The organism is Stenotrophomonas sp. STEN018 (assembly GCF_056760235.1).
On sequence record NZ_JBRREK010000012.1, the window covers coordinates 20,006 to 45,604 of the forward strand.

19 protein-coding genes are annotated in these 25,599 nt (G+C 63.4%); 7 read left to right on the forward strand and 12 right to left on the reverse strand.

Annotated features, from left to right (window positions below; translation table 11 throughout):
• Positions 1-11 precede the first annotated feature (11 nt).
• Entirely contained in the window at positions 12-2,258 is a 2,247-nt protein-coding gene (locus ACVOMB_RS06705) for a hypothetical protein (protein ID WP_481530471.1), read from the forward strand.
• Here the strand turns inward: ACVOMB_RS06705 and ACVOMB_RS06710 are convergent.
• Positions 2,221-2,604, reverse strand: coding sequence for a GtrA family protein (locus tag ACVOMB_RS06710; RefSeq protein WP_481530472.1), 384 nt, complete (start codon positions 2,602-2,604; stop codon positions 2,221-2,223). The two genes, ACVOMB_RS06705 and ACVOMB_RS06710, sit on opposite strands and share 38 nt — an antisense overlap.
• Before the next feature lie 81 nt (positions 2,605-2,685).
• On the opposite strand from ACVOMB_RS06710, the gene glmU reads away from it, so the two are divergent.
• Both glmU and ACVOMB_RS06720 read left to right on the forward strand, forming a co-directional pair.
• Positions 2,686-4,053: a bifunctional UDP-N-acetylglucosamine diphosphorylase/glucosamine-1-phosphate N-acetyltransferase GlmU gene (gene glmU / locus ACVOMB_RS06715; protein WP_481530473.1), complete on the forward strand. Its 1,368-nt coding sequence runs from the start codon at positions 2,686-2,688 to the stop codon at positions 4,051-4,053.
• A gap of 7 nt (positions 4,054-4,060) precedes the next feature.
• Complete coding sequence (locus tag ACVOMB_RS06720; protein WP_481530474.1) at positions 4,061-4,555, forward strand: GNAT family N-acetyltransferase; 495 nt, start codon at positions 4,061-4,063, stop codon at positions 4,553-4,555.
• A gap of 131 nt (positions 4,556-4,686) precedes the next feature.
• Here the strand turns inward: ACVOMB_RS06720 and ACVOMB_RS06725 are convergent, their stop codons facing one another.
• From ACVOMB_RS06725 to ACVOMB_RS06775, 11 genes are all read right to left on the reverse strand, one after another.
• On the reverse strand, positions 4,687-6,039 hold the full coding sequence (locus ACVOMB_RS06725; protein WP_481530475.1) for a sensor histidine kinase: 1,353 nt from the start codon (positions 6,037-6,039) through the stop codon (positions 4,687-4,689).
• Between the two features lie 10 nt (positions 6,040-6,049).
• Positions 6,050-7,387: a sigma-54-dependent transcriptional regulator gene (locus ACVOMB_RS06730; protein ID WP_481517981.1), complete on the reverse strand. Its 1,338-nt coding sequence runs from the start codon at positions 7,385-7,387 to the stop codon at positions 6,050-6,052.
• A 170-nt stretch (positions 7,388-7,557) separates the two neighbouring features.
• Positions 7,558-8,058: a nuclear transport factor 2 family protein gene (locus ACVOMB_RS06735; protein WP_481530476.1), complete on the reverse strand. Its 501-nt coding sequence runs from the start codon at positions 8,056-8,058 to the stop codon at positions 7,558-7,560.
• 31 nt (positions 8,059-8,089) lie between these two features.
• The gene (locus ACVOMB_RS06740; RefSeq protein ID WP_481530477.1) at positions 8,090-9,307 is read right to left on the reverse strand and encodes an ABC transporter permease; all 1,218 of its coding nucleotides are present in this window, start codon (positions 9,305-9,307) and stop codon (positions 8,090-8,092) included.
• Between the two features lie 61 nt (positions 9,308-9,368).
• On the reverse strand, positions 9,369-10,679 hold the full coding sequence (locus tag ACVOMB_RS06745; protein ID WP_481530478.1) for an ABC transporter permease: 1,311 nt from the start codon (positions 10,677-10,679) through the stop codon (positions 9,369-9,371).
• A gap of 22 nt (positions 10,680-10,701) precedes the next feature.
• Positions 10,702-11,925: an ABC transporter permease gene (locus ACVOMB_RS06750; RefSeq protein ID WP_481530479.1), complete on the reverse strand. Its 1,224-nt coding sequence runs from the start codon at positions 11,923-11,925 to the stop codon at positions 10,702-10,704.
• 115 nt (positions 11,926-12,040) lie between these two features.
• The gene (locus ACVOMB_RS06755; protein ID WP_481530480.1) at positions 12,041-13,345 is read right to left on the reverse strand and encodes an ABC transporter permease; all 1,305 of its coding nucleotides are present in this window, start codon (positions 13,343-13,345) and stop codon (positions 12,041-12,043) included.
• A gap of 17 nt (positions 13,346-13,362) precedes the next feature.
• A complete protein-coding gene (locus ACVOMB_RS06760; RefSeq protein ID WP_481530481.1) occupies positions 13,363-14,586 on the reverse strand; it encodes an ABC transporter permease in 1,224 nt (407 codons plus the stop codon).
• 3 nt (positions 14,587-14,589) lie between these two features.
• Positions 14,590-15,915, reverse strand: a complete 1,326-nt coding sequence (locus ACVOMB_RS06765) for an ABC transporter permease (RefSeq protein WP_481530529.1) — start codon at positions 15,913-15,915, stop codon at positions 14,590-14,592.
• Between the two features lie 16 nt (positions 15,916-15,931).
• Positions 15,932-16,657, reverse strand: a complete 726-nt coding sequence (locus ACVOMB_RS06770) for an ABC transporter ATP-binding protein (protein ID WP_346496959.1) — start codon at positions 16,655-16,657, stop codon at positions 15,932-15,934.
• A 174-nt stretch (positions 16,658-16,831) separates the two neighbouring features.
• The gene (locus tag ACVOMB_RS06775) at positions 16,832-18,100 is read right to left on the reverse strand and encodes an efflux RND transporter periplasmic adaptor subunit (protein WP_481530482.1); all 1,269 of its coding nucleotides are present in this window, start codon (positions 18,098-18,100) and stop codon (positions 16,832-16,834) included.
• A gap of 215 nt (positions 18,101-18,315) precedes the next feature.
• Between ACVOMB_RS06775 and glmS the strand changes: the two genes are divergently transcribed.
• The 4 genes from glmS to ACVOMB_RS06795 all read left to right on the forward strand — a co-directional run bounded on the left by glmS (position 18,316) and on the right by ACVOMB_RS06795 (position 25,545).
• The gene (glmS, locus tag ACVOMB_RS06780; protein ID WP_481530483.1) at positions 18,316-20,148 is read left to right on the forward strand and encodes a glutamine--fructose-6-phosphate transaminase (isomerizing); all 1,833 of its coding nucleotides are present in this window, start codon (positions 18,316-18,318) and stop codon (positions 20,146-20,148) included.
• A gap of 381 nt (positions 20,149-20,529) precedes the next feature.
• Positions 20,530-21,048, forward strand: coding sequence for an RNA polymerase sigma factor (locus ACVOMB_RS06785; RefSeq protein WP_481508188.1), 519 nt, complete (start codon positions 20,530-20,532; stop codon positions 21,046-21,048).
• A gap of 40 nt (positions 21,049-21,088) precedes the next feature.
• Entirely contained in the window at positions 21,089-22,231 is a 1,143-nt protein-coding gene (locus ACVOMB_RS06790; protein ID WP_481530484.1) for a FecR family protein, read from the forward strand.
• A 149-nt stretch (positions 22,232-22,380) separates the two neighbouring features.
• Positions 22,381-25,545 carry a TonB-dependent receptor gene (locus tag ACVOMB_RS06795; RefSeq protein ID WP_481530485.1) on the forward strand — a complete coding sequence of 1,055 codons (3,165 nt, stop codon included), beginning with the start codon at positions 22,381-22,383 and terminating at the stop codon, positions 25,543-25,545.
• The last annotated feature ends 54 nt before the right edge of the window (positions 25,546-25,599 follow it).

A 25,599-nucleotide genomic window follows, 5' to 3' on the forward strand; every position in this document is an offset into this window, starting at 1 on the left:
TGGGGTGGGCAATGATGGTTGAAAACACAAGGTCACAGCCGAAGCTGTGGCAACGGCTGAAGAGCTCGACGGATATCCAGTGGACGCTGATCTGGTTCCTGTTGTGCTTGCCTTGGCTGAGTGGTGCCAAAGCAGTTCCGTTCGACGCTGTGAATCAGTTCTTCCCGGCCGTGGGTTTTGTTGCCGAACAGCTTCAACAGCTTCAGGCTCCATGGTGGAACCCATATCTGTTTGGTGGTTATCCGCAGTTCGCCGACCCGCAGATGATGACGTTCCAGCCAACGATGGTATTGCCGATGTTACTGGCGCCGCAGTCGCTGCATTGGTTCAATGTAGTTGTTGCGTTGCATCTGCTGGTTGGTGGATTCGGCGCATTGCGCGTGGCCAGGCACTATCGCCTGCAGGCCCCCGCGCAGCTGTTGTTCACCCTGGTTCTGATGTTCAGCTCGGTGGCTGCGTCGCGCCTGCAACACACCCCGATGGTCATCAGCTACTGCCTGTTGCCTTGGTTGTGGCTGGGCCTGTCGCGTCTGCGCGAGTCCGGGCAACGGCGGGATGTACTGCTGGCCGGTATCGCAGGTGGCTTGTGTGCGTTGCAACTTACGCAGGTTACTTACCTGATCATGATTGGATGCGCGATCTATGCGCTTGTGGCGGTGGTGCTGGCCGGTGCGACACGCTGGCGCCTGCTGGTCCAGTTCTTCCTGGTAGGCCTGCTGGCTGCGCTGCTGAGTGCGCCGCAATGGGTATCCACGCTGGCGTACCTGCCGCTGACCAATCGTACTGGCGTAGGGCTGGATTCCGCGCTGTGGAACTCGGTACGTTGGCAGTCGCTGGCAACGCTGCTGTCGGGCAACGTGTTCTCACAGGCGCGCGGCGAGAGTTGGGCCTTCAGCGACATCACCACCGACTACCTCTATTACGGCGCCGTACCACTGGCCCTGTGGTTGGGTTGGGGGGGCGCGGTCGCCGCACGCGAACGCTGGCGCACACGCATGGCCTTGTCGGTGCTGGTATTGGCAGTAGTGTTCGCACTTGGCGGGACAACGCCGATTTACGCATGGCTGTACACGTGGATACCGGGGCTGAACCTTTTCCGCCGGCCTTCGGATGGCCTGTACATGGCCATTCCCGCGGTAGCGTGGCTATCGGCGCAGGCTTTTCAATCGGCATTGCAACGGGTGCCGTTGCGCCCCCATTTGCCGTCTCTTTTGCTGGTCATGTTGCTGGCAGGAATGACCGTGTGGCTCGTGGTTGCGGGAGATCACTTCTCGGCATTGGGGTGGTGGGCTGCGAGCATCGCGCTCGGAGTTGCGGCCGTATGGCAACTGCGCCGATCGACGCCGCGCGCGGGCATGGTGATCGCACTGGTTGTCGTGGACCTGCTGTTGTTCAATGTTGCGGCGACATTCAACACCGGAAGCAGTACCAGGCCGGTGCTGGATGCTGATCGTGGTGGTGCGGCGCAACGTGTGTACACGTTACTGGTACCCGAACGTGGGCCAGGCATCCCTACGCGGGCAATGGTGTTTGGCAATCCCGCGTTCACCAATGGTGCGGCATTGCATGCGCTGGCCTTGGTGAATGGGTACAACCCGTTGCTGGCCGCTGACTACCAGCAGATGGTGGGCATGCCGGAGTATCCGGGGGGGCGGCTACAGGATGTGCCGCCTACTGCGTGGGCCGGGGATATGTCCGCGCCACTGTACGATCTGCTTGGGCTGCGCTGGGTGGTGGCGGAACAAGCGTTCCCCGGCGGTGTGGCACAGGATGCTGGGCAGACCTATGCGATGCGGCGTGAGGGGGTACTGCCGCGGGTGTTGAATCCACGGGAGGTGCGCCGGTATTCGAAAGCGCATCCGCCCGCAGTGGAGTTCAATGCAACCGAGTTCACCCGAAGCGTCTGGCTTCGGGATGACGCGCTGGCGGACTGCGCCGATTCATCTGGCGGTGTGGCCCAGGTGACAGAGCAGAGCTATCTGGCCAGCAGCATCGCACTGCAGGTGGTTGCCCAGGCGCCGGCTTGGGTGGTCATCAATGAGGTGTATGCGCCCGGATGGGAGGCGGAGATCGGTGGGCAGGCATTGCCGGTGCTGCGCGCGAATGGTCTGTTCCGTGCCGTCTGCGTACCCGCGGGTACACATATGCTCACGCTGCGTTATAGACCGATGGCCCTGTTGCGTTGGCGACTGGCCTCGCGCGCTCGGACCAACGCCTGGTTCAGCGATAAACCACATGCCGCAGCAGCAGGAAGCTGACTCCGGCCAGACCCACCTCGACCAGAGGCTTGGCCAGCCACGCATATTGCAGGCCCAGTGACTGTGCGACCCAATCGATCAGCCAGGTGCTGATCACGGTCATCAACAGCCACAGCAGCGCAAAGCGCGCAAAGCGCTTCCAGCCATGGCGCTGCTCGCCTTGCGTGGCAAAGGTGTAGCGGCCATTGAGCCAGAAACCAAGCACCGCACCACTGATCCGCCCCAGCAGATTGCCTGGTGCCACTGGCAGGCCGAGTGCGGTGGCGGCAACAAACACGCCCCAGTCCAATAGCAGCTGCAGCAGGCCAATGGCGATGTACTGGCTACCTTGGCGGAACAAGCTCATGGAGGCGGCGGTTCAAGTGATGGACTGCAATGCTAAGCCCTTGCGCTTAGAATCCGGAGACTCTTGAAGGAAGCTGTACGCATGACCCAGCCGCTGCACGTCATCATCCTCGCCGCCGGTGCCGGCAAACGCATGAAGTCGCTGTTGCCCAAGGTGCTGCAACCCATCGCCGGGCAACCGATGCTGGCGCACGTCATTGCTACCGCGCGCGAGCTGCAGCCAGCCGGTATCCACGTGGTCTACGGCCATGGTGGGGAAGCTGTGCGCGCTGCCTTCGCCGATCAGCAGGACCTGCTGTGGGCCGAGCAGAGCCAGCAGTTGGGCACCGGCCATGCCGTGCAGCAGGCGATGCCGCAGGTCCCCGATACCGCGCAGGTACTGGTGCTGTACGGCGATGTGCCGCTGATGCGCGCACAGACCTTGAACGCGCTGATGAACAACGGCCCACGCCTGGCGGTGCTGGTGGCCGAGTTGGATGACCCCAACGGTTACGGCCGCGTCGTGCGTGATGCTGAGGGCAGGGTCGCCGCCATCGTCGAACAGAAAGATGCCAGCGACGAACAGAAGCGTATCCGTACGGTGAACACTGGCATCATCACCGCCGAGTCCACCGATCTGCGTCGCTGGCTGTCGGGCCTCTCCAACAGCAACGCGCAGGGCGAGTATTACCTGACCGATGTGTTTGCGTCGGCTGCCAGTGAGTACGCGCCGGCCGAACTGGTGCTGGTTGCCGATGCGCAGGAAGCCGAAGGTGCAAATGATCCGTGGCAGCTGTCGCAGCTGGAACGGGCTTGGCAACTGCGTGCAGCCAAGGTGCTGTGCGAGCAGGGCGCGCGTCTGCTGGACCCCTCGCGCTTTGACCAGCGCGGCACGGTGAAGGTTGGTCGTGATGTGCAGATTGACGCCAACGTGATTCTGGAAGGCGAGGTCGAGCTGGGCGATGGCGTTAGCATCGGCGCCTTCGTGCGGCTGAAGGACGTCAAGCTCGGCGCCGGCACCGAAGTGCGCCCGCACTGTGATCTGGAAGGTGTGATCAGCGAAGGCGCGGCCCAGATCGGCCCGTTTGCACGACTGCGTCCGGGCACCGTGTTGGCCGATGGCGTGCACGTTGGCAACTTCGTGGAAACCAAGAAGACCACGCTGGGCAAGGGCAGCAAGGCCAACCATCTCACCTACCTGGGCGATGCAATGATCGGCAGCGGCACCAATATCGGTGCCGGCACCATTACCTGCAACTACGATGGTGTGAACAAATTCCAGACCACGATAGGTGACAAGGTATTTGTGGGCTCCAATAGCTCGTTGGTGGCGCCGCTGACGATCGAGGACGGCGCCACGATTGGTGCTGGTTCGGTGATTACCCGTAACGCGCCGGAAGGCAAATTGACGCTGGCCCGCACACGCCAGCAGACCCTTGAAGGCTGGACGCGTCCTGTCAAAAAGTCCTGAGCCAAGATTGGCGCAGCGCGAGGAGCTCGCGCTGCTGCCGCTGATCGAAGCGCAGGCGGGTGAGCGTCTGCGTGGACATCCGGCTGCTGCGATATTCGCTGCGAGCCCGACCGAGCCACATTTTTTTGAACAGGCCTGGCAGCGTGGAATGCTGTGGGTGGTTGCCAGCGAACAGGAACTGGCCGGTTACCTGATGGCTGGTGTGCTGGGTGAGGATTTCCATATCCAGCAGATGGATGTTGTACCGGCACATGGCCGCAAGGGACTGGGCCGGGCCTTGCTGCGGCATGCAGTGGAGCAGGCGAGGGCACGTGGACATCAGCGGGCGGTGCTGACTACCCTGAGCGATCTGGCCTGGAATGCGCCCTTCTATGTCAGCGAGGGCTTCAGCGAATGGCCGTCGCAGGGCTGGAGCGAAGGCATGCGCGAAGTGATGGCGGCCGAGGCAGCGGCAGGCTTTCCAATGGAGCTGCGGCTGGCGATGCAGCGGCAGTTGGCATAGGTACAAACCATTCCTTGTGGGAGCGGCGTAAGCCGCGAAGCCACAGTTCTCCAAGATTGCCAGGTAATCGGTGACTGACGGTCTGCCAGCTTCGCGGCTCTCGCCGCTCCCACAATCGAATTCACAATCGCTTAGTCATGCGGCAGGAGGATCGCCACGCACAGGCCGCCGTCCTTGCGGTTCTGCAGGGAGATGCGGCCGCCGTGTGCTTCGATGATCTCGCGGGTCAATGCCAAACCCAATCCGGTGCCGTTGCGCTTGGTTGAATAGAACGGCATCAATGCGTTCTGCAGTACTGCTTCGTTCATGCCGGTGCCGCGATCCAATACTTCGATGCGCAGCCAGTTCGGCAGTCGTGCGATACGCACTTCAACCGAATCATCCGGCGCGCCATTGTCAGCGCCGGCTTCATGCGCGTTCTTGAGCAGGTTCAACAATGCCTGCGAGAACTGCGATTGATCCAGGCGGCTGTATTGCTCGTCCGCCATCGGTTCCATGCGGAAATTGATCTGCTGCTGCAGGGTATGCAGGAACTGGCTCCAGGCAACCGTCTGCAGCTGCGGCTGCGGCAGCTTGGCGAAGCGTGCATAGCCGCGAATGAAGCCTTCCAGATGGCGTGCACGTTCTTCCACCGTGCCGAAGATATCTTCCAGCCGGTCATGGCGGCCGCGTCGCACCAACTCGGCGCCGGAATGCGCCAGCGAGGCAATCGGTGCCAGCGAATTGTTGAGCTCGTGGCTGATGACGCGAATCACCTTCTTCCAGGTCTGCACTTCCTGGCGGCGCAGCTCGGCGGTGAGCAGGCGTAGCAGCAGCAGCTCGTGCGGGCGTCCATTCAAATGGAAGGCGCGGCGCGACAGGTGATAGATCTGCTCGTCGTCATCATCGTCTTCGGCTGCGTCTGGATCACGCACCGCGAACAGGCTGTCGCCACCACGGGCAATGGCATTGCGCAGCTCGATCGGCATGTTTTCCAGCAGCTCATGCATGCGCTGGCCCTCCAGCTTCCAGCCACCATGCAGCAGCTTGCGCGCTGCGGTGTTGGAGAAGGTCACCCGTTGCACGCCATCGCCGCCATCGGTGAGCAGCAACATCGCCACCGGCGTGTTCTGCACCATGGTGTCGAGCAGCAGCTCGCGTTGCACCAGTGATTGCCGTTGCTCGCGTAGCACGTCGCCCAGCTCGGCATGGGCCTGCACCAGTTGTGCGAATTCATCATGGCCGCGCCAATGCACGCCGAAGTTGAACTCGCCATCGCGATAGCTGCTGGTGGTGCCGGCCAGCGCCCGCAACAGTGAGCGGATCGGCGCGGTGGCGCGGCTCAGGGCCCACCACATCGCCGCCAGCAGGAGCACGGTGGAAACACACACAACTACCCAGCCACGGTCCATCCAGTACGCCAGGAACCACGGCAGGGCCGCAGCAAGTGCCAGCACCGGCAGCAGGCGCAGGAACAAGGTGACGGTGAAGGAGCGCGTTTTCACTGATGTGTTCTCACTCGCGCGGGATGCCGTGGCGATCCATGCGCCGGTACAGCGCCTGCCGGCTCAAACCCAGCTCGGCGGCGGCTTGGGCAATGACGCCGCCAGCACGTTCCAAGGCGCTGACAATGTGTTCGCGGTCGGGCTCGTCGGCCGGTGCGGTAGGCCGTGCCGGCGCGCGTGGCAGGTTCAGGTCTGCAACCTCGATGCGCGGGCCTTGGGCGAGCAGGGCGGCGCGTTGGATCACATTGCGCAGCTCGCGCACATTGCCCGGCCAGTTGTGGCGCTGCAGTGCCTGCAACGCCGGCGCCGACAGCGGCTTGCCATCGGCGAGGAAGTACTGCGCCAGTGGCAGGATGTCCTCGCGGCGCTCGGCCAGCGCCGGCAGGCTCAGCTCGACGGTGTTGAGCCGGTAGTAAAGATCTTCGCGGAAGCTGCCGGCGCGGATCATCGCCGGCAGATCGGCATTGGTGGCACTGACCACACGCACTTTGACCTGTCGTTCGCGGTTGGAGCCCAGCCGCTCGAAGCGCCCGGTTTCCAGTACCCGCAGCAGCTTCATCTGTCCGGTCAGCGACAGGTTGCCGATTTCGTCGAGGAACAAGGTGCCGCCATCGGCTGCCTCGAACTTGCCTTCGCGGGCCTTGTTGGCGCCGGTATAGGCACCGGCCTCGGTACCGAACAGTTCGGCCTCGATCAGTTCGGAGGGAATGGCGCCACAGTTGAGGGCGACAAACGGGCCTTTCTTGTGCGCGGAATTGGCCTGGATGATCTCGGCGATCTTTTCCTTGCCGGCGCCGTTGGGACCGGTGATCAGCACCGGTAATTCGGAGCGCGCTACCTGGCAGGCGAGGGCGATGATGCGCTCGCTGGAGGGGTCGGCGAATACCAGCCCACGCAGATCGTAGCGATCGTGCAGGGCCTGCTGCTGGCGCTGCTCGCGGGCGCGGCGGCGGGCCAGCTCGCGGCGCGCTTCGGCCAGTTCCAGCAGGTTGTTGACCGTGGTCAGCAGGCGGCCGTCGTCCCAGGGCTTGGCCAGATAGTCGGAGGCACCGGCCTTGACCAGCTCCACCGCGCTGTCCAGGTGCGTCCAAGCGGTGAGCAGGATCACCGGCAGGTCCGGATGCGCCTGGCGGATGCGCCGGAACAGATCCTGGCCTTCCTCCCCTGAGGTGGTGTCGGCGGTGAAGTTCATGTCCTGCAGGACCAGATCGAATTCATGCTCGGCCAGCATCGCCAGGCCCTGCTCGGGCGAGGTGGCGTGGCGTGTGTCGATGTCGTGCAGGGAGAACAGCACATCCAGCGCGGTGGCCACGGCGGTGTTGTCGTCGATGATCAGGATCTGTGGCATCAGTTGTCGCAGAAGAAGATTGGGGGACGCAGCGCGGGCGCTGAAGTCAGCACATTACACGTTGCCGGCCATGTTGGCTGGGAGTTCGGTCGCGGTGGATCCATGTTGAAGTTCAGCAGCTATCAAAGGAGGCTTTACGGCGTGTTGCCCGGGCTGCGCGTCTGCCTTGCTCAGCTACCGGTATCTGGTCCAGCGGCCGCTGCGCGGTGTGCGTAACTGAGCACCCGCGTTGCCTGCCATTGACCATCGCGCAGCCGCCAGATGATGACGAAGTCGGCCAGACCGTCGCAGTGTTCGCCTTTGAGGTCGCAGAACTGGTGTTGGCCGCGTGCGATCGCGCCGAAATCCTTGATCGGAAAAACTTCCAGGGTGCCCGGCAGCAGCTGCCGGGTGTAGTTGCCGCAGACATGCTTGCGGGTGTTTGCCAGCATTGCCTCGCGGGTCCAGGTGACACCGCCGTTGTCGTGGTAGAACTCCACCGCCGGGTCGAAGTAGCTGGCGTGCTTCTCGAACTGGGCTGGATCGCTGCAGTGGTTGAAGCTGTCGAACATGCCGTGGTCGAGTGCGGCGATGGTGTCGTGTAGGCTGGCATTGTCAGCATCGGCTGCATGCGCCGGTATCACCAGCAGCGAGCACAGCATCAGCAGCAGGGACGGCAACTTGGTTTTCATCGAGGCGACTCCGGCGAACATTGGATGAGGATCAGACAGCGCGTGTGGCAACCGCTGGTGGCACCGCAGCAGCGCGTCGCGCTGGCCCAAGCACGGCGAACTGGCCCAGCAACAACAGCAGCAGTGCTGCGATGGGTAGGTAGACCAGCGGCAGGCGTGGCAGCTCGTACTGGCTCATCAGCACCAGGTTCAGCGCATAGGCCAGCACCAGCCCAAGGACGATGCCGGCACTGCTCAGCAGCAGATTTTCCAGTTGAAACGAGCGAAGGATGTGCTTGCGGGTAGCGCCCAGGGCGCGGCGGATGCCGATCTGGCGGGTGCGTTGCTGCACCCAGAAGCTGGCAAGGCCGACGATGCCGAACGCGGTTACCGCCAGCAGCGCGATGCTCACCGCCAGCAGCAGCCAGATCACCGAACGGTCGCGGTGATGGAAGTCGTCGCGCATCCGCGACAGCGTGCCCTGTTGCTCGATGATGCGGTTGGGGTCGGCCTTGTTCAGAGCGGCGATGGCAGCCTTGAGTACGGCCTCGCGCTGCCCCGGACTGGTGCGCAGCGCATAGGCGCCGTTGGAGACCCGGATCGGGAACACCATGCTGTTGAAGCGGTTGCCGAACTCGGTGGCCTCGCCCGGAGCCAGCAGGTCCTCAGTCACGCCAACCACCCGGGTGGGCTTGCTGCCCCAGACATAGATGTTGCTGCCCAGTGCATTGCCATCTGGAAACAGAAACGTGGCCAGCGACTGACTCAACAGCACGCTGGGCACCAACGGGGCGCCGTCGCCAGCAGCGAAGGCGCTGTTCTCCAGATATTCGTCGGGCTTGAAGCCACGGCCTTCGCGCAGCTGCAGGCCGAAGGTCGGCAGCAGTTGGCCGTCGTCCATGTAATTGGATGCATGCACGCTGGGGCGGCTCTGGTCCGGCTGCAGGCGTATGCCCGAGCCCCAGACATTGTCGCCATAGGGGATCTGGTTGATGCTGCTGACTGACTTCACGCCGGGAACTGCGGCGAGCGCGGCGAGATCCTGCTTGCGCAGGGCATCGTAGTTGACGTCAGGCAGCAGGCTGCTGGTGGCCAGATAGACCAGTTCGTCCTCGGCCACGCCGCTGTGCAGTTGGATCTGCGCAATGCGGTTGCTGATGATGAAAACCGCATTGCAGATGATGGCGCAGCTGATCGCGATCTCGAATATGACCAGCAGCGCGGCGATCTTGTGGCGGGACAGCATCGACAGGATGGGGCGGATGTCCAAGGGAGTTCTCCGTGGCGGCGTAAGCTGCCGTTGGTCGCTGGATGGATTCAATGCCATCGCGTCATTGGCTCTTGAGCTGCAATGCAGGCGGAATCTGCATTGCCCGCCAGGCTGGCAGCAGGCCCGCAAGCAGGCTCACGCCAACGGCCAGAACGAAGGTCATCCAGAGGGTAGTGACATCCATCTGCGCCAACTGTGCGTACTCGTCCGGTTGCTGGCGGATCAGCCACAGGCCCATCGCCGCGAAGCCCAGCCCCAGCACTCCGCCGGCCAGTCCGATGGAACCGGCTTCGATAAGGCATTGTTTGAAGATGTCGGTGCGCGACGCACCCAGCGACCGGCGGATGCCGATCTCGCCACTGCGACGCAGGAACTTGGCCAGCAGCAGGCTCACCGTGTTGATCAGGCAGACCAGCAGGAAGCCGAAGGCCAGCCACATCTGCAGGCGCACATCGTTGGGTACGATGCGGTTGAAGTCCAGCCAGCCCATCACGTCATGCAGGCGCACATTTGTGGGGCGCTCGAAGCGGCCACTGGCGCGCTGGCTATCGGAGTAATCAGCCAGGTACTTCAGGTAATCGCGTGCTTTCTCCGGAGTGTCCAGCTGCACCCAGTACTGCAGCCAGGCACAGGGCGCGGTCAGGCCGCGATTGCCTTCGCCATCTTCGCTGCTGCCCCAGCAGTTCATGCTTCCCTGGGTATCCAAGGTCAGTGCGCGCGAGGTGGAGAACGGCAGCAGGACCTGTTCGTCGCCGCCATAACGCTGGCTGGTTAGGTCATAGAAGCGCGGCGTCGGCTTCCAGTTGCCGAGCACGCCGACTACCTGGAATACACCTTGCGGCAGGCGCAGTTGCCTGCCGATGGCGTCCTCCGTGCCGTACAGCCGTTGCGCCAGTTTGCGGTCGATGACTGCAACCAGCGCACGGCCATCATCCTCGGCCGCGCTCCATGCATTGCCAGCGGCCAGCGGCACCTCGAACATCGGGAAGAAGTCAGCCGAGGTATAGCGCGTCATCACCCTGAACGGCTGCGCGGTATTGCCCGTAGGCAGCACCGTCACCGAGCCGGCGGACATCAGCGCCTGTCGATCGCCGCGCTTCTGCCGCAGCAACTCCTCGGCGTCGTAGCGGGTCATCTGCGCCAACGGATCCGATTCCAGCGTGGCGTCCTTGCCCAGGCTGCGCGGCTCCAGTTGCGGGTAGAACAGCTGCTGGCTCTTGCCTGGAATCGGATCCCCTGACAGTACGAAGTACAGGCCAAGGGTGGTCATGGTCGCGCCTATACCTACCGCGATGGTCAGCACCATCAAGGTGGTCAGTACCTTGTTGCGGCCGAAGCCGCGCCACGCCAGTTGCAGGTAATAGCCGAACATGTCCCTTCCTTGAGCCGATGGATCAGGTGCTGCGGGTGGCCACCGCCGGTGGAATCGATGCCGCCTTGCGGGCCGGGCCGAACACCGCTATCTGGCCGAGCAGCCACAGCAGCACCGCGCCAATCGGCAGGTACAGCAGCGGCAAGCGCGGCAGCTCGTAGCGGCCCATCAGCCACTGGTTGAGCAGGTAGGCCAGCAGCATGCCGACCACGATGCCGATACCGGCCAGCAGGAAGTTCTCGGTCTGGAAGTAACGCAGGATCTGTGCGCGGGTAGCACCCAGGGCGCGGCGGATGCCGATCTGCTTGGTGCGCTGCTGCACCCAGAAGCTGGCCAGGCCGATGATGCCCAGTGCGGTCACCAGCAACAGCAGGCCGCTGACGATCAGCAGCAGGCCGATCATGTCGCGGTCGTCGGCAAAGTACTTGGCGCGCTTCTCTTCGACGGTCTGCTTGCTGTAGATCAAGCGATTTGGATCGTTCTTTTCCAACGCTGCCACTGCCTGCTTCAGCACTTCAGCGCGGCGTGCAGGATCGGTCACGCGGATGACGAAGCGGCCGCCGTTGGCGTAGTTCATGCGGATCGGGAACATCAGCGAATCGGTGCGGTTGCCGTTCTGGTTGTTTGGCCGCAGCAGGGTCTGCACCACACCGACGACAGTCATCGGGATGTTGGCCATGTACAGGGTTTTGCCAACGGCGGCACCATCCGGGAACAGCTTCTTGGCCATGGATTCGGTGAGGATCACCGAGAACTTCATGGCTTCAAGGTTCTGCTCCTTCTCAAGAACGTCATTGCTCATGTATTCGTCGGCGTTGAAGTCACGCCCGGCAGTCAACTTCAAGCCCAGGGTCTTGAGCGTATTCTCACCGATGGTGTACTGCGCGCCGTTGACCGACTGCGCATCGGGTTCGGGGCTGGCGGACAACGAGGTGTTCCAGGAACCGCCCTGGAACGGCAGCTGGTTGATGATGGCCACGTTCTCAACGCCGGCGATGCCGCGCAACGAAGCAATGTCTTCGACCGTGCGTGCATCGCCGTCTACCTGCTTGCCGATGCCACTGAGGCCGATTTCGATCAGCTGGCTTTCATCGATGCCGCTGGCCTGCTGCATGTTTTCGATGCGTTGGGAGACGATGAACAGTGCGTTGCAGATGATGGCGCAGCTCAGCGCGATCTCCAGCACGATCAGTGCGGCGGCTGTTTTATGCCGCGACAGCGTGGAGAGGATGGGGCGGATTTCCATGAGGTATCTCCGGGGAAGCGTGGCGCTGGGAATGAGGTTGATGGGAAGAGGCGAGGGCAACCGCGCCCCTTCCCAGTCCTCCCCTGCGCGGTGCGCAAGGGAGGGAGTAAAGGCGTTACTGACTCTTGAGCTGCAGTGCCGGTGCTACCTGCATTGCGCGCCAGGCGGGCAGGATGCCGGCGAGCATGCTGGCGAATACCGCCAGCGCAAAAGTGATCAACAGCATCGAACCGTCCAGGTGGGCGAGCGAGGCGTATTCGGCCGGACGCTGACGCACCGCCCACAGCCCGAACAGTGCAAACACCAGGCCGAGCAGGCCACCGGCCAAGCCGATCGTGCCGGCCTCGATCAGGCATTGCTTGAAGATCTCCGCGCGGCTGGCACCCAGTGCACGGCGCACGCCGATTTCACCGCTGCGACGCAGGAACTTGGCCAGCAGCAGGCCAACGGTGTTGACCAGGCAGACCAGCAGGAAGCCGAAGGCCAGCCACATCTGCAGGCGTACATCACCCGGCACCGCGTTGCGGTATTCCATCAGGTCCATGACATCACGCAGGCGGGTGTTGGCCGGACGCTCGAAGCGACCGCTGGCACGCTGCTGCTCGGAGTAGTTGTCCAGGTAGCCTTTGAAGCCCTTGGCATCGCTGGGCGAATTCAGCTCAACCCAGTACTGGACCCAGGCGCAGGGCACGTTCAAGGCCATCGCATCGTTGACGATCTCGCGGCCAAAGCAGTTCATGCTGCCATTGCGGTCCAGCTTGAGCTCCAGCGAGGTGCTGAACGGCACGAACACGTCTTCTTCGGAATCGAACTTGCCGGAGTACAGGTCGTAGAACTTCGGCGCCGGCTTCCACTCCTTGAGTACGCCAACAACGCGCAGCGCATGGCCTTCGACCAGCACTTCCTTGCCGACGCTGTTCGCACCCTTGAACAGCTTGTCGTTGAGGGTCTTGCTGATCACCGCAACGCGGCTGCGGCCCTGATCCTCATCACCACTCCAGCCCTGGCCGAACGCAAACGGCGTATCGAACATCGGGAAGAAATCGGCCGAGGTGTAGCGCATGCTGATGCTGAAAGGCTTGAGCGCATCCACGCGCGGATCAACGATGCCACCACCACCGGTCATCAGGGCTTGGCGCGGCGCCTTCTTCTGGCTGAGCAGGGTTTCCGCATCGAAGCGGGTCAGCTGCATCTCCGGCTCTTCACCGGCCTTGTAGCCTTCACGCATGCCCGGATCCAACTGCACGTAGAACAGACGATCGCTCTTGTGCGGGATCGGATCACCGGACAACACCTTGAACACGGTCAAGGTGGTCATCGCCGCGCCGATGCCGAGCGCGATGGCCAGTACCATCAGTGCGGTCAGGATCTTGTTGCGGCCGAAGCTGCGCAGCGCAAGTTTGAAGTAGTAACTGAACATGGACGATCCTTGGCAGCTCAGGCGCTGCGGGTGGCGACGATGGGTGGGATGGAAGCAGCGCGCAGGGCAGGGCCGATGACGGCGGCCTGGCCCAGCAAGCACAGCAGTACGGCACCCAGCGGCAGGTAGTACAGCGGCAGCCGGGGTATTTCGAAGTAAGTCATCAGCAGTTGGTTGCCGGTGTAGGCCAGCAGCATGCCGAGCACGATGCCGGCGCTGGTCAGCAGCAGGTTCTCGGTCTGGAAGTAGCTGATGATCTGGCGGCGGGTTGCGCCCAATGCGCGGCGCACGCCGATCTGCTTGGTGCGCTGTTGCACCCAGAAGCTGGCCAGACCGATGATGCCCAGCGCGGTGACCAGCAGCATCACCAGGCAGATGCCCAGCAGCAAGCGGGTCATGCTGCGGTCCTGCTGGAAGTAGACCTCGCGCAGTTGCTGCAGTGTCTTGCTGTAGTCGGCGGAGATGATTGCCTCCGGAGTGACCTTGGGGGCAGCTGCGACGGCATCGCTGACGATACGTTGCAGGTCACGCGGGTTGGCGCGGATTACATAGGTGCCGACTTGGGCATCGGTGGTCACCGGTACGATCACCGACCACTCCATGCCGGCCAGGCCATTCTCGCTGCGGCCCGGGTCCGGGCGCGAGAAGTGCGCCAGTACACCGGCCACGGTGAGCTGGTAGTCACCCATCCAAAGCTGCTTGCCGAGCGGGTCCTGGCCCGGCCACAGATGCTTGGCAAAGGCCTGGGTAATCCAGACCTGGGCGTGCGCCGGCAGGAAATTCTCCACCGGCTGGTAATCGGCATCGCTGAACATGCGGCCCTGTACCGGCTTCAGCTGCAAGGCATCGATGGCGCCTGCATCCATCAAGTAGAAATGTGGCACGCCGCCATGGTGCTTGCCTTCCTGATCCAGCGAGACACCGGCAGTGCCGGCACGTTGGCCGAACGGCACCGCATTGAGCACGCCCACCGCCTGCACGCCGGCCTGGCTGCGCAGCTGCTGCAGCCAGCGGCTGTTGATGTCCACCTCGCTGCAGGATTCACAGTCGAGCAGGCTGAGGGTTGCGATGGATGCCTCGTCGACGCCGCTGTTCATGCCGATCAGCTCCATCCGCGATGCGGCCAGGAACAGCGCATTGCACAGCACCGCGCAGGCCAGTGCGATTTCCAACACGATCAGGCTGGCGGCGATGCGGTGCCGCGACAGTGTGCTGATGATGGGTTTGATATCCAGGGTCATCGCTTACAGCGCCTTGATCTGCAGGGCCGGATCGATGCGGGCGGCGCGCAGCGCCGGCAGCAGTCCAGCAAGAACGGTGGTCGTTACCGCGGTGGCGAAGGTGAGGCCGAGCATGCTCATGTCCAGCTGCACCATGTCGGCATAGGCCAACGGCTGCTGGCGGATGCTCCACAGCCCGATCAGGGTGAACAGCAATCCCAGCACCGCACCGCCAACGCCAATCAGTGCCGCTTCGATCAGGCATTGCTGGAATACCATCGCGCGGGTGGCACCCAGTGCACGCAGCACGCCGATTTCGCCGGTGCGACGCAGGAATTTGGCCAGCAGCAGACCGATGGTGTTGAACAGGCAGATCACCAGGAAGGCCAGCGCCATCCACGCCTGCAGCTTCACATCGCGCGGCACCACGCCGTTGTAGTCCATCCACTCCATCAGGCTGCGCAGGCGCACCAGCTCGGGCTGGCTGATGCGGCCCAGCTGCTGTTGCTGCTGCACATAGGCCTGCAGGTGCTGCTGGTAGGCAGCAACTTTTGCTGCGTTGTCCAACTGCACCCACAGCTGCAGCCAGACGCAATCGGTGTTTTCCAGATAGCCGGGCTTCTCCGGCAGCGTGTTGCAGGTGAACTGCCGGAAGTTGCCGGCGTTGATCTGCAGGCCGGTGAAGAACGGCACCATCACGTCTTCGACCGGCCGGTAATAGTCGGCCGTATCGCCCTGCGCAAAGCGGCCGCCAGCGACGGTGTAGAACAGGGGCGACGGACGCCATGGCTTGAGCACGCCGATGATGCGCACTTCGCTGTCGCGGATGCGCAGCATCTTGCCGGTGCTGTCCTTGCCGTCGAACAGACGCTGATTCAATTCCGAGGAGATCACCGCCACGCGGGCGCGGCGTTGGTCATCCTCGGCCGACCAGCCGGTACCGTAGGCCATCGGTGCCTGGAACATCGGGAAGAAATCGGCGGTGGTGGACAGCAACGTCGTCATCATCGCCGGCACTTGGCTACCGGGAGCGGATAACTTGACGGGGCTGTCCACCACCAAAGCCTTGCGATCGGCCGGACCGTCACGCCACAGGTCCGTTGCCGAGGTGTAGTCGAGCATGTCCAACGGTTCGCTGCGGGCCCGCTCACCACGCGGCGATGCATCCAGCTGCGGGTAATAGATCTGCGCGCTGCGCCCGGGCAGGGGATCGCCCGAGAGCAGGTGCTTTACCGTCAGCGTGGTCATCGACGCGCCAATGCCCATCGCAATCGACAGCACCATCAGTGCGGTCAGCACGGGGGTGCGGCGCAGACTGCGCAGGCCTTGGCGGAGGTGGTAGGCGAACAGCGACATGATCGTTGGCTCAGCCCTGGTTGTCGGCGACAGCGGCGATGCGCGCGGCGTGTGCCAGCACCGGCTCGCGGATCAGGTCGGTGGCCTGGCCGTCGACGATGTGCACGTTGCGCTGGGCGCGTGCAGCCAGTTCCGGATCATGGGTCACCATGACGATGGTGGTGCCCTGACTGTTGATCTCTTCCAGCAGCTCCATCACGCCACGTGCCATCTGTGTATCGAGGTTACCGGTCGGTTCGTCGGCCAGCAGCAGGCGCGGGCTGCCAGCCAGGGCGCGGGCGATAGCGGCGCGCTGCTGCTGACCGCCGGACAGTTCGGCCGGGTAGTGCTTCATGCGCGAACCCAGGCCGACATCGGCCAGTGCTTTCTCGATGCGCTGCTTGCGCTCGGCCGAAGGCATGCCGCGGTAGCGCAGCGGCACATCGACGTTGTCGAACAGGTTGAGGTCGGGGATCAGGTTGAAGCCCTGGAAGATGAAGCCGATCTTCTGGTTGCGCAGGCGCGAGCGGGCGTCATCGCCGAGGTGGCTGACGTCCTGGCCATCGAGCAGGTACTGGCCGCTGGTGAAGGTTTCCAGCAGGCCGGCGATGTTGAGGAAGGTGGTCTTGCCCGAACCCGACGGGCCGGTGACCGCGACAAACTCGCCTTCGCGCACATGCAGGTCCAGCGAACGCAGCGCATGGGTTTCAACCTGTTCGGTACGGAAGACCTTGGAGACGGATTGCATCTGGAGCATGGGTATTCCTTTCAGCGACGGGGAATGTGGAACGGGGGCGTGGGACAGGTATTGCAAAGGTGACGCGATGAATCAGGGAGTCGAGAACCGGGAATGGAGTTCCAGTGTTGGCGGCAGGGTTCACGACGCCCCGGACGCCAGCAGCTGTTTCCAATCCCGACTCTCAGCTCTCAATCAATTGATCGATACACGCTCGATATCACCGAACAGGTCAGCACCGGAGACGACGATCTTTTCGCCAGGCTGCAGGCCGGAGACGATTTCCACTTCGCCCAGGCTGCTGACACCGGTCTGGATCGGACGGCGCACCGCGGTGCTGCCGCTGACCACATAGGCGTAACGACCACCGGACTGTTCGACGAACGGGCCGCGCTCGACCTTGAGCACGTTGTTGCGGGTATCCAGCAGGATGCGTGCGCTCATCCGCTGGCTCTGGCGCAGGCCCGGCGGCTGCTTGTCGGAGAAGCGCAGGCGGGCGACGACTTCGCCGTTCACCACTTCCGGCGACACCGCGGCGATCTCGCCGGGGAACGGCTGGCCAGAGCCGCTGGTGAGCTGGGCCGGCATGCCGAGTGCCAGGTCACGGGCGAAGCTTTCCGGCACCTTGATTTCAATTTCGAAGCGCGACAGATCGACCACACCCAGGATCGGCGCGTTGGTGGCAACCTGGGTGTGCTGGGTGGCCTGTACCTGGCCGACCTGACCGTCGAACGGTGCGCGCAGGGTCAGTGCATCTACCTGGCGCTTCACTTCAGCCACCACCGCTTCCTGGCGATCTGCCAGCAGGCGCTTGTTGCGGGCATCCAGGGCGGCGCCCTGGCTCTGCAGGCTGGCGTCCTGATGGGCATGCTGCAGTTCGATATCGGCTCTCTTCAGGCCGTCCTGGGCCTTGGCCAGATCCACCTGCGGCACCGCGCCGCCGTCATAACCGCGCTGGTAGCGCTCCAGGTCGCGCTCGGCGGCGACGCGCACCAGACCGGCCTGGTCCGACATCTTGGCGCCGGTGGCACGGGCCAAGGTGGTCTGCAGCGCGGCACGGCTGGCCTCGGCTTCCAGACCGGCCAGCGTGGCCTGTTCCTGTGCCAGCTTGCTGCGCAGCTCCGGGCTGTCGATCACGGCCAGTTCCTGGCCCTGCTTGACCACGTCACCGGCGACGACCTTCAAGGTCACCGTGCCGGAGGAGATGGCATACAGAATCGGGCTGTTGGCGGCGATGACGCGGCCATCGGCGGCGATGTCGCGGACAAGGTTGCCGCGGCTGACTTCGGCAATACGCAGTCGGTCACCGTCGAATGAGCGGCTGGCGCCCAGCCAGTTGCTGACCACATAGCCGATGCCGATCACTACCGCTGCGGTGGCGACTGCCGGCCACAGCCAACGGCGCCAGACGGGTTGTGGGCGCTGGGTGCTTACCTGGTCCTGGGCGGAGGTGTCGCGGATCATCGTCGGCTTCGCTGCTTGGGTTGGTATTTATTAAGCAGGCAGCGTGCCAACTCCAACTTATTGAATTTATTTGGAAAATATTCAGTGTTGTGAGTGTCCGGGTGTCCGCGGACGCTCACCCGGACAGTGTCCGGCGGGCGATGTCCCGGTATGTCCGCTGGTTGTCTGATCCGGCTGGCTTAGAATGTCCGCTCGTAATCACCAATGGATAGGCTATGTGCGGCATTGTGGGGGCGATCGCTGATCGCGATGTGGTTCCGGTACTGATTGAAGGACTCAAGCGGCTGGAATACCGCGGCTACGATTCTTCCGGTATAGCCGTGCTCGATAGCAAGCACATCCGCCGCGTGCGCCGCACTGGCCGTGTTGCCGAGATGGAAGGTGCGGCCATCGCCGAGCAGTTCCATTCAGTGCTGGGCATCGGTCATACCCGTTGGGCAACCCATGGCGGCGTCACCGAATCCAATGCCCATCCGCATATCAGCCAGGGCGTGGCACTGGTCCATAACGGCATCATCGAGAACCACGAGGAGCAGCGCGAGAAGCTGCAATCGCTGGGCTATGTGTTCGAGTCGCAGACCGATACCGAAGTCATCGCCCACTTGATCCATCATCACCTCAAGGCTGATCGCGACGATCTGCTCAGCGCCCTGCAGCGCACGGTCAAGGAATTGACCGGTGCCTACGCGCTGGCGGTGATCAGTGAGAACGAGCCCGAGCGCATGGTGGTGGCGCGGATGGGCTGCCCGCTGCTGATCGGCCTTGGTGATGGCGAGAATTTCGTCGCCTCCGATGTGTCGGCAATCCTGCAGGCCACGCGCCGGGTGATGTTCCTGGAAGAGGGTGACACCGCCGAGCTGACCCGCCAGGGCGTGCGCGTGTTCGACGCCAATAATGCACCGGTGCAGCGCGAACAGCGCCTGTCGGATGTGTCGCTGGCCTCGTTGGAGCTGGGCCCGTACCGCCACTTCATGCAGAAGGAAATCCATGAGCAGCCGCGCGCGCTGGCCGACACCGTCGAGGCAGCGATTGATGCCGGTGGTTTCCCGGCAACCCTGTTCGGCCAGAACGCCGAAGCAGTGCTCAAGGACATCGAAGGCGTGCAGATACTGGCCTGCGGCACCAGCTACTACGCTGGTTTGACCGCGCGCTACTGGATCGAAGCGATCTCCGGCTTGCCGTGCAGCGTGGAAATCGCCAGCGAATACCGCTACCGCGCCGCTTATGCCAATCCCAAGCACCTGATCGTCACCATCTCCCAGTCCGGCGAAACCCTGGACACGATGGAAGCGCTCAAATACGCCAAGTCGCTCGGCCACAAGCACACGCTGTCGATCTGCAACGTGCCGGAAAGCGCGATTCCGCGCGCCAGCGAGCTGGTCTGCTATACCCGCGCCGGTGCCGAGATCGGCGTGGCCTCGACCAAGGCCTTCACCACCCAGCTGGCCGCGCTGTTCCAGCTGACCGTGGTGCTGGGCAAGCTGCACGGCAAGGTTGATGCCGCACAGGAAGCGGACTATCTGGAGCAGCTGCGGCATCTGCCGGGCAGCGTGCAGCACGCGCTGAACCTGGAGCCGCAGATCGTCACCTGGGCCGAGCGCTTCGCCGGCAAGTCGAACGCGCTGTTCCTCGGCCGTGGCCTGCATTACCCGATCGCACTGGAAGGCGCGCTCAAGCTCAAGGAAATCTCCTATATCCACGCCGAGGCCTATCCGGCCGGCGAGCTCAAGCACGGCCCCTTGGCGCTGGTGGACGCGGAAATGCCGGTGGTGGTGATCGCCCCCAACGACAGCCTGCTGGAGAAGGTGAAATCCAACATGCAGGAAGTGCGCGCGCGTGGCGGCGAACTGTTCGTGTTTGCCGACCAGGACAGCAACTTCAATGCCTCCGAGGGCGTGCACGTGATCCGTACACCGCGCCATGCCGGCGTGCTCAGTGCCATCGTCCACACCATCCCGGTGCAGATGCTGGCCTATCACACCGCCCTGGCTCGTGGCACCGACGTGGACAAGCCACGCAACCTGGCCAAGAGCGTTACCGTGGAGTAACGCAGGTGTCACGGGAGCGTAACCGGGACTACGGATAATCACCTCCAGCAGCCCGGTCCTCTCTCCCCCGACGTTGCTCGAAGCCCGGCCCAGCGCCGGGCTTTTGCTTTGCGTAAGTAGCCGGCACGAACCGCCGCTGGCCTTGGACAGTAGCCAATGGGCTTCGGGCCCCAGAACTGCGCGAATACGGGGCAGCGACGGGCTAAGCTGCCCGCCTCTGTGATCGCGAGCTGAACCAGTTGCTTTTCGGAAGTACCCAAATCGCCTCTTGCCACGCACTGCATGGTCAAGGGGGCATTGTTTTCGTTGCCCCTGCCATCGGGAGTGGGTGATGAGGTTGCGGGAAAGCCACCGCCGGCAAGGTCCGGGCGGGAGACGATGATGGAGCCGGCCGGACAGGACCAGCCCGGGCGCGATTTCGCTGCCCGCGCGGTCCACGACTACAGCGCCGAGCTGCACCGCTACCTGCGCCGGCGGGTGGCCGAGGCGCAGGATCTGGGTGACCTGGTGCAGGAGGTCTATCTGCGCCTGCTGCGCGTGCAGAGCATCGAAACCGTGCGCAATCCGCTGGCCTATATCTATGGCATCGCCGCGCACGTGGCCAGCGAGTTCAACATGCGCCAGCGCCAGGGCCGGCTGCTGTACGACTCGACGGTGGTGGATGCGGTATCCGAGAACCCGGGGCAGGCGGCTTTCAGCGAAGGTGGCGGCTTCTTCGAGCGGCAGGTGGGCGATGCGCTGGCGCAGCTGCCGGCCAACCGGCTGGCGGTGCTGTTGCTGGAGCGGCGCGAAGGCCTGAGCCACGCGCAGATCGCGCAGAAGCTTGGGCTGAGCGTGCATACGGTGAAGAAATACAGTGTTGAAGCGCTGGCGCATGTACGCGCGAGCTTGGAACGATGAACAGGATGTGGACCTTGCTACGAGCAGGGCGGGTGAAGCCATGAATATCTATCGCACATCGCCGCAACAGAGCCGGGAGCGCGCCGCACGCGAGGCGGCCGAATGGCTGCACGTCATGGGCGAGACGCCCAGCGATGCCGATCGTGCCGGCTTTGCCGCCTGGGTGGCGCGCTCGCCGCTGCACCTGGAAGAACTGCTGATGGCGCAGCTGGTGCAGCGCGAGCTGGCCTCCAGCGCCGCGTTGCAGGCCTTCAATCTGGATGCGGTGCTGGCACAGGCGCAGGCCATGCACAACGTGGTGCCGCTGCATGATGCGCCCAGTGCTGTGCCGGCAGCGGGGCCGAGGCCGCAGGAGCGCAGACCTGCCGTGCGTGCACGCCGTCGCCGGCTGGGCTGGGCACTGGTGGCGGGCGTCGCCGCCTGTACGCTGCTGGCTGGCAGCTGGACCCTGCTGCAGCCGGAGGTGCCGGTCCACCAGTACGCCAGCGCGGTCGGCGAGCAGCGCAGCATCGCCCTGGCCGATGGCTCGATGGTCACCCTGGCGCCGGCGTCCTATATCGCCGTGCGCTTCAGTGCGGGCGTGCGTGACATCGAGTTGCGTGATGGTGAGGCCACCTTCGACGTGGCACATGACAGCAGTCGCCCATTCCGTGTGCACGCCGGTGACAACACCGTGCAGGCGGTGGGGACGCGCTTTACCGTCAATCGCCTGCCTTCGGGGACGCTAGTGGCGGTCAGCGAGGGCAAGGTGAAGGTGACCGCCAACAGCAATTGGCTGGAATCGCTGTGGCGTGATGATGCGCCGACGCTGGAAGCGGGCAAGGCCAAGGTCGAATCGCTGGGCCGCCCGGCGGCATTGTCAGCTGGTGAGCAGGCGCGCATACCGCAGGGCCAGCAGGCCATGCTGCGGATGCCGCTGGAAGCACCGAACGCGCCGGCCGATGGCAAACGCCGCCTGAGCTTCCGCAACGACACCCTGGCCGACATCATCAGCGAGTTCAACCGCTATAACCCGCGGCCCATCGTGGTCACCGATCCGCTGATCCGCGAGCAGCGCTACAGCGGAGTGTTCTATGCCGATGATGCTGATTCCTTCCTGCAGTTCCTGGAATGCTGCTCGCAGCTGCAGGTCAGCCGCCAAGCTGATCGCAGTGTGATCGGTAACCGAGGCGGTCGTCAGTAAGCAGCAATGCAGGTTCCCGGAAAAATATTTCTGCTCATGAGTACCCTTTTCCCGCACTTGGACACACGGATGTAATAAGAGGCTGGTTCCGCGCAAGGCGGCTCCGGTTGCTCGGTAACCATTCGATGTCTTTCGGGGGCGAATTATCCATGGGGTCCAGCACTATTCTTCATAAGCACGCGTTGGTGAAGGCGGTGGCGCTAGCGCTGCTGGTCGGCACCGGCAATGTGGCGATGGCGCAGTCAGCAGCGGTGGCCGATACGGTTGCCGATGCGGCGGTGTTCCAGTTTGATGTGCCGGCGCAGTCACTGGCCTCGGCACTTGAGGTGTTTGCCGAGCAGAGCGGCTTGCAGGTGGTCTATGCCGGCGGTGCTGGCAGTGGCGTGCAAAGCGGCGCGGTCAATGGCCGCTTTGCTGCAGACGCAGCCTTGCAGCAGCTGCTTGCGCCTACCGGCTATACGTCTGCCTATATCAATGCCAAGACCGTTGCCATCCGTCCGCGCAGCAGTGCCGGCGATGTGGTTGAGCAGGCGGGCGGCAATGCCGAAACGCTGGAGACCATAAATGTCACCGGTACCTACCTGAAGAACATCGATCCGGCTTCGCCGCTGATCGTGATCGATTCGCAGCTGATTGAAAGTCGCGGTTACGCCTCGATCGAGGACGTGCTGCGCAATCTGCCGCAGAACTTTTCCAACCGCACCAGCGCCTCACGCGCGTTGGGCGAAAAGGAGTTTGGCAGCTCGTATGGCGATGGTGTGTCCGGGCTGGGCTCGTCCGGCGCCAACCTGCGTGGCCTGGGCAGCCGCTCCACGCTGATCCTGGTTGATGGCCGTCGTCGCAGTGGCTCGGCGCAGGCGCAGGGCGCCTATACCGATATTTCCTCGATCCCGGTATCGCAGATCGAGCGCATTGAAGTGCTCAGCGATGGCGCCAGCGCCATCTATGGCTCCGATGCCGTGGCCGGCGTGATCAACATCGTGCTGAAGAAGTCCTACGACGGCACCACCGCGCAGCTGCGGCACGAGAACTCCAGCACCGGTGCCGATGTATCGCGGCTGGACCTGGCCCGTACCTTTGGCTATGGCAGCGGCCACGTAACCGCTGCAGTCGGGCTTGAGCGCACCCTGCCTGCTGATGTCACCAGCCTGATCCATGTTGGCCCGAACGGCCGCGGTGATTTCAGCGACCGTGGCGGTGTCAACGGCCGTACCCGCAACAAGGGCCAGCCCGGGGTGGTCTATGAGTCCTTGGATTTCGGCATCGACTATCACTTCATGGGCGAAGCGCTGGGGGTGATTCCCGGCGGTCAGGACGGCACCGCACTGGATCCGGACAGCCTGCTTGCCTACGACCCGGCTACCGCACCGTCGACCTATGAGCGCAGCCGCATCGGCCCCAAGGTCGACAACCGCTATGTCCGCATCAGCGGCGTGCACGATCTCGCCGAAACCACGCAACTGAACTACGGCATCAGCCATGTGCGCCAGGTCAACAAGGAGAACTGGCGGCCGACGCTGTTCGACTTCAGCATCTTCGAGGACGGTTACAACACCTACGTTCCGGAGAGCAATAAATACAACAATTTCGGCAGCGACGTGCTGGTGGGCTATTCCTTCGAGCGTGAGTTTGAAGGCATGAACCTGAGCGAAGGCCAGAAGCAGACCAATACCGATGCCCACGTTGGCATCAACGGCAAGTTGCCGTTCGCCAAGGGCTGGGACTACGAGGCGACCTTCAGCACTGGTCGCGAGAAGGGCACCACAACAGCGTTGATGGACCTGACCGGCTCGATGGGTGCCGCTGGCTATGCGCGCACGCTGGAAGTGCTCAATGGCTTGAACGTGTTTGGCGACGGCAGCAACGATGCCATCGTGGCGCGCAACCGCGAGCTGCTGCAGAGTCTGGTCGAGCGCTATGTCTATCGTTTCCAGTCGCGCGCCAATACCGTTGACCTGCTGACCCGTGGCGAGCTGTTCCAACTGCCCGCAGGCAAGATTGAAGCGGCGTTTGGCGCACAGCATCGTGAGCAGCGTTACAAGTACGAGAGCAATCTCGGCGAACGCTTGAATTCGGAAAGCACCGGCAAGTCCGAAGCACTGTTCACCGAGATCGGCATCCCGCTGTTGAAGGATCAGCCGCTGGCCAAGCTGCTCAGCCTGACCGTTGCCGCGCGCTACGAGCGCTTCGACCAGCGCGGTGACAGCGCGCTGCGCGATTGGTCGGCTGGCCTGGGTGAACTCGGCGGCTTCGATGTCGAGCAGCTGACCGGCATCAACAATGACGGCGCCACCGGCATGACCGGTAGCGACACCACGGTGTCGCGCAGCTTCAGCCGCACCAGCCCGTTGGCACGTCTGGCGTGGAAGCCGATCGATCAGCTGCGCCTGCGTGCCACCTGGGGCGAGTCCTTCCTGGTGCCGCAGGCCCAGCAGCAGTTCGGCCAGCTGATCATGGACGACTACACCGCGCGCGTGCTGTTCAACGGTGGCCAGTTGCCGGATGGCGTCACCCAGATCGTCGCGCTCAGCGGCCCCAACGCGAACCTGAAGCCGCAGGTGGCCAGCGTGGTGACGTACGGTTTCGATTGGTCACCGACCTTCGCTAGCGGTCTGCAGCTGTCGGCCACCTATAACCGCACCACCTTCGACAACTACATCGGCGATCCGCTGTCCGGCCTGACCTATTCGGAGATCTTCAAGGACATCAGCAAGATGCCCGAAGGGACCTTCACCCTGGGCGAGAACGGGGTGATGTTGTGGGACAACCGCGCGATCAACTTCCTCGGCCGGCGCTCGCGCAGCGTCGACACCACCGCCAGCTATTACTTCGGCAATGACTGGGGCGATTGGCGCATCGAGCTCAATGCCGTGCGCACCTTGGAGTTGACCTCACGCTCACTGGCATCGATGCCGACGCTGAGTTATGCGGACAGTGAATTGGGGCCGAGCAAGTGGGCCGGCGACCTGTTCGTCGGCTGGGAAGGAAGTTCGTGGTTCGCCTCGCTGGGCAGCCATTACAGCGCCGCGCATCGCGTGCTGTATCCGCTGTCGGCCACGGCCAACGATTACAACGATTTCACTCCCAATGAAAATCCGCGTACGCGTTCGGCGTCCTACACCACCTTTGATGCGCAGTTCGGCTATCGCAAGCATCAGCGTGATGGTTGGTTGGGTGGGGTTACCGCACGCATGGGCGTGCAGAACATGTTCGATCGCGACTATCCGTTCGTCGACAACCTGTCCGGCTTCGTCTCCAACCGCGTGAACATCCGCGGCCGCGTGCTCTACCTGGACATCAAGAAAGAGTTCTGACGCCGACGCGTTGCTCCGTAACAACGCGGCGCGCCGATACCTCGTCGGCGGCGC